The 7467-nt window shown below is 67.6% G+C and carries 8 protein-coding genes; all 8 read right to left on the bottom strand.

Translation table 11 applies throughout. From position 1 onward, the window contains the following. Positions 1–106: 106 nt before the first annotated feature. The 8 genes from AC07ZH_RS17090 to AC07ZH_RS17055 all read right to left on the bottom strand — a co-directional run bounded on the left by AC07ZH_RS17090 (position 107) and on the right by AC07ZH_RS17055 (position 7392). A complete protein-coding gene (locus AC07ZH_RS17090; protein WP_495200672.1) occupies positions 107–778 on the bottom strand; it encodes a histidine phosphatase family protein in 672 nt (223 codons plus the stop codon). 66 nt (positions 779–844) lie between these two features. Continuing rightward, positions 845–1828, bottom strand: a complete 984-nt coding sequence (locus tag AC07ZH_RS17085; protein ID WP_495200671.1) for a threonine dehydratase — start codon at positions 1826–1828, stop codon at positions 845–847. Between the two features lie 11 nt (positions 1829–1839). Then, positions 1840–2526: a VOC family protein gene (locus AC07ZH_RS17080; protein ID WP_495200677.1), complete on the bottom strand. Its 687-nt coding sequence runs from the start codon at positions 2524–2526 to the stop codon at positions 1840–1842. An 11-nt stretch (positions 2527–2537) separates the two neighbouring features. Beyond that, complete coding sequence (locus AC07ZH_RS17075; RefSeq protein ID WP_495200670.1) at positions 2538–3413, bottom strand: PhzF family phenazine biosynthesis protein; 876 nt, start codon at positions 3411–3413, stop codon at positions 2538–2540. Between the two features lie 138 nt (positions 3414–3551). After that, the gene (locus AC07ZH_RS17070) at positions 3552–4418 is read right to left on the bottom strand and encodes a PhzF family phenazine biosynthesis protein (protein ID WP_495200669.1); all 867 of its coding nucleotides are present in this window, start codon (positions 4416–4418) and stop codon (positions 3552–3554) included. Between the two features lie 197 nt (positions 4419–4615). After that, positions 4616–5806 carry an aminotransferase-like domain-containing protein gene (locus tag AC07ZH_RS17065; protein ID WP_495200668.1) on the bottom strand — a complete coding sequence of 397 codons (1191 nt, stop codon included), beginning with the start codon at positions 5804–5806 and terminating at the stop codon, positions 4616–4618. Positions 5807–5854: 48 nt separating this feature from the next. Beyond that, positions 5855–6796, bottom strand: coding sequence for a DMT family transporter (locus AC07ZH_RS17060; RefSeq protein WP_495200667.1), 942 nt, complete (start codon positions 6794–6796; stop codon positions 5855–5857). Beyond that, positions 6793–7392 carry a LysE family translocator gene (locus AC07ZH_RS17055; protein ID WP_495200676.1) on the bottom strand — a complete coding sequence of 200 codons (600 nt, stop codon included), beginning with the start codon at positions 7390–7392 and terminating at the stop codon, positions 6793–6795. The genes AC07ZH_RS17060 and AC07ZH_RS17055 overlap by 4 nt, the downstream gene beginning before the upstream one ends. Positions 7393–7467: the final 75 nt, after the last annotated feature.

Here is a 7467-nt window from a genome sequence, read left to right as displayed (position 1 = left end):
TGGCTCTACCGCACGATCACATGTCTCTACTGACCGGGTACTCAGGGCCGCGGCTCAAAGACGTTGAAAGGCATGGTTCTAAGGGCCTGAACGGCGCAGCAGCGCTTCAGGCGTGTGTCACCCAGTCCGTGTGTTCGCTGCCGCCCAGGTGCGGCAGCGTGTTGAAGGTCTGCAGCATCAGGCGCTTGGGCGAAATGCTCATTTCCGTCACTGCGCTGTTGCGGATGCGCATGTTCAGGGCAATCGTCACCTCGGGCGCCGTGCCGAGTACGGCCCCGACGGCGGTGGAAATCGGTCCGCCGCTGGAGACCAGGAGCACCTGCTGGCCGGCATGCCGGTGGCGAATGTCTTCAAGAACCGCATGCACGCCGGTGGAAAATTCGTCCCAGCTTGGCATGCCTGCTGGGCTCACCACACCCGCCATCCACTGTGCCAGGGCGTCGCACAGCAGGCGGAAATGGTGGCGGTAGCGCTCGGGTGTGTCGGGCCGCTCCAGAGGCTCGGTGTGCACGGCGCGAATCAGCGCCAGGCTGTCGTATTCGTTCAGGCCAGGCAGGCGCTGCGCGGCCGGGGCGCCCCCCAACCCCTCCACGATGCCCGCCAGGGTCTCGTCGTGCCGGCGCAGTGTGCCGCTGTACACGGCGTCAAAAGACTGCCCGCGCTCGCGCCAGAACTGCCCCAGGCGCAGCGCCTGGCGCTGGCCCAGCGGACTGAGACGGTCGTAGTCGTCGGCGCCAAACGAGGCCTGGCCGTGGCGCACCAAATGGAGTGTTCCCATGTGCCGAGTGGGCCAGAATCGGCCGCGCCCGTTTGTCGCGCGGGTGACCGGTGCGAGCGGCGCCCGCTACCGGGCAGCGGACGCGTGTTGCGCCAGCACACCAGCGAAGACCGCAGCGTCCACATTGGCGCCAGTGAGCGCCAGACCCACGCAGAGGCCTTGCAGTTGCGCGCGCTCCTGCAGGGCGCCCGCCAGCGCGGCAGCCCCGGCGCCCTCCGCCGTGTTGTGCGTATCGGTAAACAAGGCCTGCATGGCGTACGCCACCTCGGCGTCGCTGACTTGCACGATGTGGTCGATGTGCGGCGCGATGATGGTCAGCGCCTGCGCGTCGGCCACGCGGCAGGCCATGCCGTCGGCCAGGACCGTGGTGACGGGCGCCTCCACCACCCGGCCCGCGGCAACCGAATCGGCATACGTGGTGGCGTGGCTGCTGACCACGCCGACGATGCGAACCCGGTGGTTCAGCGCCAGCTTGGCGGCAATCGCCGAGCAGGCGCCCGATCCCTGGCCAATGGGGACGTAGACGACGTCGAGCTGCGGCACAGCGCGCAGCAGCTCCCACCAGTAGGTGCTGACACCGCGCAGCAAGTCGAAGTGAAAGCTGGGCACCATGTGTGCGCCGCGCTCTGCGGCCAGTTGCATGGCGTGCTCGCGCGCCTCCTGAAAATCGCTGCCGTGTTCGACCAGACTGACCCCCAGCGCACGCATGGCCGCGTTCTTCTCCACCGAATTGCCATGCGGTACGACGATGGTGCAGGCCACGCCATGCTTGCGCGCCGCCCAGCCCATGCTCTGGCCGTGGTTGCCGCGGGTGGCGCTGACGACCTCGCGCGGCAGTGCGCCGCGCTGCGCCAGTTGGTCGAAGTAGGTGAGCCCGCCGCGCACCTTGAAGGCACCCACGGGGGTGTGGTTCTCGTGCTTGACCCAGCAGTCGGTGCCCAGGCGCTCGCTCAGCAGCGCCCAGCGGTACTGGGGCGTGGCGGCAAAGTCGCGGTACACCACCTGGGCGGCGGCTTCAATGTCTTGGAGGGTGGGCAGGGTGTGGGACATGGTGAATCGATTCAAAGAGAGGAGAGGCTGACAGGGCCACGGGGTGTGGCGAGCTGCACGGTGAGTCGGGGCGCTTCGCCGGGCGCGATGGCAACGGATGCCGCCACGCCGATGGCGGCACAAGCCACCTGCAACGTGGCCGCCTGCGGGTGCTGCAGTGCCAGGGTTTGCAGCTGCACGCCACTGGCAGGAAGGCTGTCGCAGGGATGCACGGCGCCCCACTGGATGAGGGTGGGCAGGCAGCCGTCCATGAGCCGCAGGCCATCATCCCGCACCGTGATCTGCCATTGCAGCAAGCCGTCGGGCGTGGGCCTGCTGGCGGTGAGGATGGGGCCGCGTTCAATGTCCAGTGCCGACAGCGCGGCACAGCGTTCGGCCACATCGGGCACGCTGGCCACCCAGTGGATGAGCTGCGCGCTGTGCTGGCTCACCTGCTGCTGCAGGGCGGCATTATCCATATCAAACCAGCGGCTAGCGCTTGATAGGATTGCGGGAGTAGCTCCTGGATTGATAGCGATAATTTCCAGGTAGGTTCGTGGGTGCGTGGGGCTGGAGATGTTGAAAATGCGGTTGTGCGTACCCATCAGCGGGTGCTCGCCGCCCGCCGTGGGGGAGATTCCTAGCGTTCGCTCGCACCACGCCACGCCCGTGGCCAGGTCGGGCGTCAGGACGACCAGGTGGTCCACGCCAGGGAGCATGGATGGCGCGGTCACAACAGCACTTCGCCCGACACGCAGGTGACGGAGCTGCCGCCGACCCAGAGGGTGTCGCCGTCAAGTTCCACAAACACGCGTCCGGCGCGGCCCAGGCATGTGCCCTGGCTGGCCACGTACTGCGCGGGGGCCAGGCCGGCGCCGATGAGCCACTGCGCCAGCGCAGCGTTCAGGCTGCCGGTCACGGGGTCTTCGGCCAAGCCGTTGTTGCCGGGGAAAAAGGCGCGCACTTCAAAGGCGATGCCCTCAAGGTCGCTGCTGCCGATGACACCGATCTTGCCCCGCGGGCCAACTACGCCCACGTCGAGACCCGAGAGGATGGTGCTGTCGGGCTTGAGCGCCAGCACCTGCTCACTGCTTCCCAGCATCACGCCGCGCCAGTTCGGGCCGTTGTCGCACCAGGCGTGGTGCAGGATGTCGCTGCGCGCAACGCCCAGGCCTCGGGCAATGCGTTCCACATCGGCTTCGTCCAGCGGGCCGCTCTTGATGAGTGGCGGCGCGGCAAATGCGAGGCGGTTGCTGTCCTGGCGCAACGCGACCAGACCCACCCCGCATTCCTGCACCACCATGCCCGCGCGCTGGGGCGTGCCTCCGGCTTCCAGCCAGGCGTGGCAACTGCCCAGCGTGGGGTGGCCGGCGAAGGGCAGCTCGCGTCCGGGGCAGAAGATGCGTACGCGGTAGTCTGCGCCGGCGGCGCGGCCCTCGGGCGTGGGCGGCAGCACAAAGGTGGCTTCGGACAGGTTGGTCCAGTTCGTGAACTGCTGCATGGCCTCGGTGGAAAGGCCAGAGCCGTCCAGCACCACGGCCAGCGGGTTGCCGCGGCAGGCCTGGGCGGTGAAGACGTCAACTTGCTTGAAGGGGCGTGGGTGCATGGTGGGCGGGCCTTTGCGAGCGGGTAGTGGGCGGTACCCGGATGTTGAAAAGCTGGAGGTGTGTGTGCTGTGGCGGGCAACGCCGAGGCACACCGGCGCACGGCTGGGTGGGGTTGCGGGACCCGTGGCGCCAGGCGCTCAGGGGAAATGCGCGCGCCCCTCAATGGCGGTGAGGCAGTTGCCACCCACCCAGACCTGGCCCTCGCCATCTTGCTCGATATAGACCCGCCCGGCGCGGCCCCGGCATTCGCCTTGCGCTACCAGATAGGCGTGAGGCGCAAGGCCCTGGCCAATCAACCACTGCGCCAGACTGGCATTCAGACTGCCGGTCACCGGGTCTTCGCTGGTGCCGAGCGATGGGGAAAAGCCGCGTACGAAGGCATCGGGTTCGCCATGGGCATGTGCTTCGCCTGCCATGTAGACGATGCCAACGTCCTGGCCCAGGTCCTTGAGGCGCGCATGGTCGGGTGTCAGGCCGAGCACGGCCTCCTTGCTGTCCACCAGCAGTGCGAGCCAGCGCGGGCCGTTGTTGAGCAGGCGCGCTGCGCGAACTTGCTGAGGCCGCAATCCGAGCGCGCCCACCACCAACGCGGTCATGGCCGGGTTCGGCACGCTTTGCTGCATTGGCGGCGCGGCAAAGGCCAAGCGCCCCTGCTGCTGGCGAATGGGGACCAGGCCAACCGTGCATTCCTGCACGATGGTCCCTGGCGACCGTGGCTGGCCACCTGCGTGCAGCCAGGCGTAGCAACTGCCAAGGGTCGGATGGCCGGCAAACGGCAGCTCGCCACGAGGAGTGAAGATGCGCACCCGGTAGTCGGCGCCGGCCGCGCGGGCGCTTTCCGTGGGGGGGAGCAGGAAGGTCGTTTCCGACAGATTGGTCCAGGCGGCAAAGCGCCTGAGCGTGCGCTCGGGGAGATGCTCTGCGTCCAGCACCACGGCCAAGGGATTGCCATCACCATGGTGCTCGCTGAATACGTCGACTTGCAGGAAAGGCAGGTAGGTCATGAAGCGCGCCCCTTCGCTTGCGCGGTGAGTGCCTAAGGCGATGCTGAATAAGTCACCGCGATGACGCGCGCCGTGCATCGGGATGGGATGCAAGGCGCAAATCCTCGCCATAGCCGCAGCTATGGCGAGGATTTGCAACGCCGCAGACCGCCCGAGGTACGGATGCGCGGCGCGTGAGGGACTTGTTCAGCATTGCCCTAAAGTGTAGGGTGCATCCGCAGCGCACGCACCGCATCGGCCAGCGAGCCAATCGCAGTATCGATTTGTGCGCTGCTCGCCGTTACGAACGACAGGCGCAGCGTGCGCGGATCGGCGTCCCCCGCGTAGAAGGCCGCGCCCGGAACGAAGGCCACCCCCCGCTCCACTGCGAGCGGCAACAAATCCACCGCGCTCATGCCCTCTGGCAACCGCAGCCACAGGAACATGCCGCCGGCCGGTTGGTTCCATTGCACACCCAGGCCGCTCATGGCACGCTCGAGTGCGCCGAGCATCGCATCGCGCTGCTGGCGGTACAGCGTGCGGATGGTTGGCACATGCCGGTCCAGGAACCCGCCCTGCATCACTTCGAATACCATGCGCTGGTTGAAGCCGGGTGTGTGCAGGTCGGCTGCCTGCTTGGCCTGCAGCAGCTTGGGGAACACCTCGGGCGGCGCCACCAGGTAGCCCAGGCGCAGTCCTGGCGCCAGCACCTTGGAAAAACTCCCCAGGTAAATGCAGCCCGCCGGGTTGCGCGCCGTCAGCGGCGCTGGTGGCGGCGACTCAAACCACAGGTCGCCGTAGGGGTTGTCTTCCAGCAGCGGCAAGCCAAGTTCAGCGGCCTTGGATACCAGTGCGGCGCGGCGTGCCTCGCTCATGGTGCGGCCGGTGGGGTTCTGGAAGTTGGGCAGCACATAGAGAAAACGCGCCTGGTCGGCTCCACTGCCCACGCTGGCGGCGAGCGCGGCAATGTCCACGCCTTCATCGTCGCTTGGTACGGATTGCACCATCGGCTCCATGGGAGCAAAGGCTTGCAGCGCGCCCAGGTAGGTGGGCGTTTCGACAAGCACGCGGCTGCCCGCGTCCAGCAGCACCTTGCCGACCAGGTCCAGGCCCTGCTGCGAGCCCGTGGTGATCAAGACCTGCGCCGGGTCCACGTCCCAGGGCAGTTGCGCGGCCACCGCCTCGCGCAGCGGCCCATAGCCCTCGCTGGCGGCGTACTGCAGCGCGGCAGCCCCGTCGTGCTGTAACACCGTGGCGCAGGCGCGGGCGAAGTCGTCCACCGGGAAGGTGCGCGGCGACGGCAGGCCACCGGCCAGGCTGATGATGCCGGGCTTTTCCGTGAGTTTGAGAATTTCGCGGATGACCGAGGGGTTCATCTTTTCGGTTCGGCTGGCGAGTTTCCAGGACATGGGCATTTCCTTGCGTTGGATCGAATGTGCGCTCGTTGGCGCCGTGGTTCAGCGGACGGGCGATATCGCCCTGCCACCCGGGTTGGGCGGCGTGGGCGGGCGGGAAAATTGTTTTCCAATGACGACCGTCAGCACGACGGCGGCGGCGAAGGCAAGCGTGACGCCATCAAGCGCCTCGCCCAGCAGCGGCACGGCTGCGAGGATGGAAAGAAAGGGTTGCAGCAACTGCGTCTGGCTGACGCGCAGGGCGCCGCCCAGCACCAGACCGCGGTACCAGGCGAAAAAACCGGCCCACATTGAGAACACGCCGACGTACAGCAAGCCGCCCCAGGCCGAGGCGGCAACGGCATGCTGGGGCCACAGCCACAGCGCGCCTGGCAGCGAAACAGGCAGCGCCAGCACGCAGACCCAGCAGATCACGCGCTCGGCGCCGAGCGCTGGCGTTACCTGGGCGCCGTAGATATAGCCGATGGAGGCGGCAAAAACGGCGCCGACCAGCAGCAGGTCGGCCCATTCGAAGCCGAAGCCAGACCCTCCTTGGTGGGCACGCAGCACCGAGAACGCCACCACCAGCGCGCTGCCGGCGACGGCGCAGACCCAGAAACCCAGGCGCGCGCGCTGGTGCAGCACCCACGCGGCCACGGCAGCGGTCACCAGCGGCAGCAGCGCCGTGATCACCGCGGCGTGGCTGGCGGTGACGACGCGCAGTGCGTAGCCCAGCAGCAGCGGGAAGCCAATGGCGTTGCCCAATACAGCCAGCCCGAGCGGCTTCCAATGGCGGCGCTGTGGCAGGGGCGAGCGTGTTGCCAGCAAGAAAATCACCGAAAGGCAGCCCGCGAGCGCGGCGCGAGCCAGCGTCACGAACCAGGGCGAGAGCTGTGGCGCGTCGTGTGTGCCGGTGGCCAGCCGCGTCATCGGCAGCGTAACGGCGAAGAAGGCGACGCCGAGAAGACCCAGACCCATGCCCAGGGTTTCGTCTTTGAGTTTCATGTGCGCAGCATCCAGATCGCCGTGAGCACCAACACCAAGGCCATGGCGCGGTTGAACCAGAGCAGGCGCGCACCCTGGGCCAGCCAGTGGCGCAGCAGGGCGCCTGTGCTGGCGTAGAGCAGGTTGCTGGAAAAGGCGAACACCAACATCACCGGCAAGATCACGGCCAGGCGCTGCAGGCTGTCGGCTCGCCCGGCCACCCAGCCGGCGACGATGGTCAGCGCCAGCAGCCAGGCTTTGATGTTGACGAACTGCAGCAGCACACCTTGCCAGAAGCCCACGCGCATGGGTGCGCTGTCGGCTTCGGCGAGCCGGGCGCTGCGCGAGAGCTTCCACGCCAGCCACAAGAGGTAGCCGATGCCGAATGCCTTGATCGCCAGGCGCAGCATGGGCACCGCCACCACGGCGGCGCCGACGCCGCCAGCGCAGAGCAGCAGCAGGGCCGTCCAGCCGACCGGCACCGCAAGGACAAAACGCATGGAGGCACGCAGGCCTCTGTTGGCCGCCAGTGCCGTCGAGAGCGTGGTGTTGGGCCCGGGCGTAAAGCTCAGGGCCGTGGCCAGGGCCAGCAAGGCAGTGAATTCGGCGAGCGACATGAAGGGGTGGGCCGTGGGAAGGAAAGCGTTCCAATGTACGGATTTCGCCATTACAGTTCCGATACAGTTCCCTGG

This window comes from Simplicispira sp. GW247-4R2A (genome assembly GCF_059424465.1).
This window is presented reverse-complemented; position numbering and strand designations above follow the sequence as displayed.

Bases quoted from the DNA above. Each gene is read 5' to 3' on its own strand.
- AC07ZH_RS17090 (WP_495200672.1), bottom strand. From the start codon at position 778: ATGGGAACACTCCATTTGGTGCGCCACGGCCAGGCCTCGTTTGGCGCC.
- AC07ZH_RS17085 (WP_495200671.1), bottom strand. From the start codon at position 1,828: ATGTCCCACACCCTGCCCACCCTCCAAGACATTGAAGCCGCCGCCCAG.
- AC07ZH_RS17080 (WP_495200677.1), bottom strand. From the start codon at position 2,526: ATGCTCCCTGGCGTGGACCACCTGGTCGTCCTGACGCCCGACCTGGCC.
- AC07ZH_RS17075 (WP_495200670.1), bottom strand. From the start codon at position 3,413: ATGCACCCACGCCCCTTCAAGCAAGTTGACGTCTTCACCGCCCAGGCC.
- AC07ZH_RS17070 (WP_495200669.1), bottom strand. From the start codon at position 4,418: ATGACCTACCTGCCTTTCCTGCAAGTCGACGTATTCAGCGAGCACCAT.
- AC07ZH_RS17065 (WP_495200668.1), bottom strand. From the start codon at position 5,806: ATGTCCTGGAAACTCGCCAGCCGAACCGAAAAGATGAACCCCTCGGTC.
- AC07ZH_RS17060 (WP_495200667.1), bottom strand. From the start codon at position 6,796: ATGAAACTCAAAGACGAAACCCTGGGCATGGGTCTGGGTCTTCTCGGC.
- AC07ZH_RS17055 (WP_495200676.1), bottom strand. From the start codon at position 7,392: ATGTCGCTCGCCGAATTCACTGCCTTGCTGGCCCTGGCCACGGCCCTG.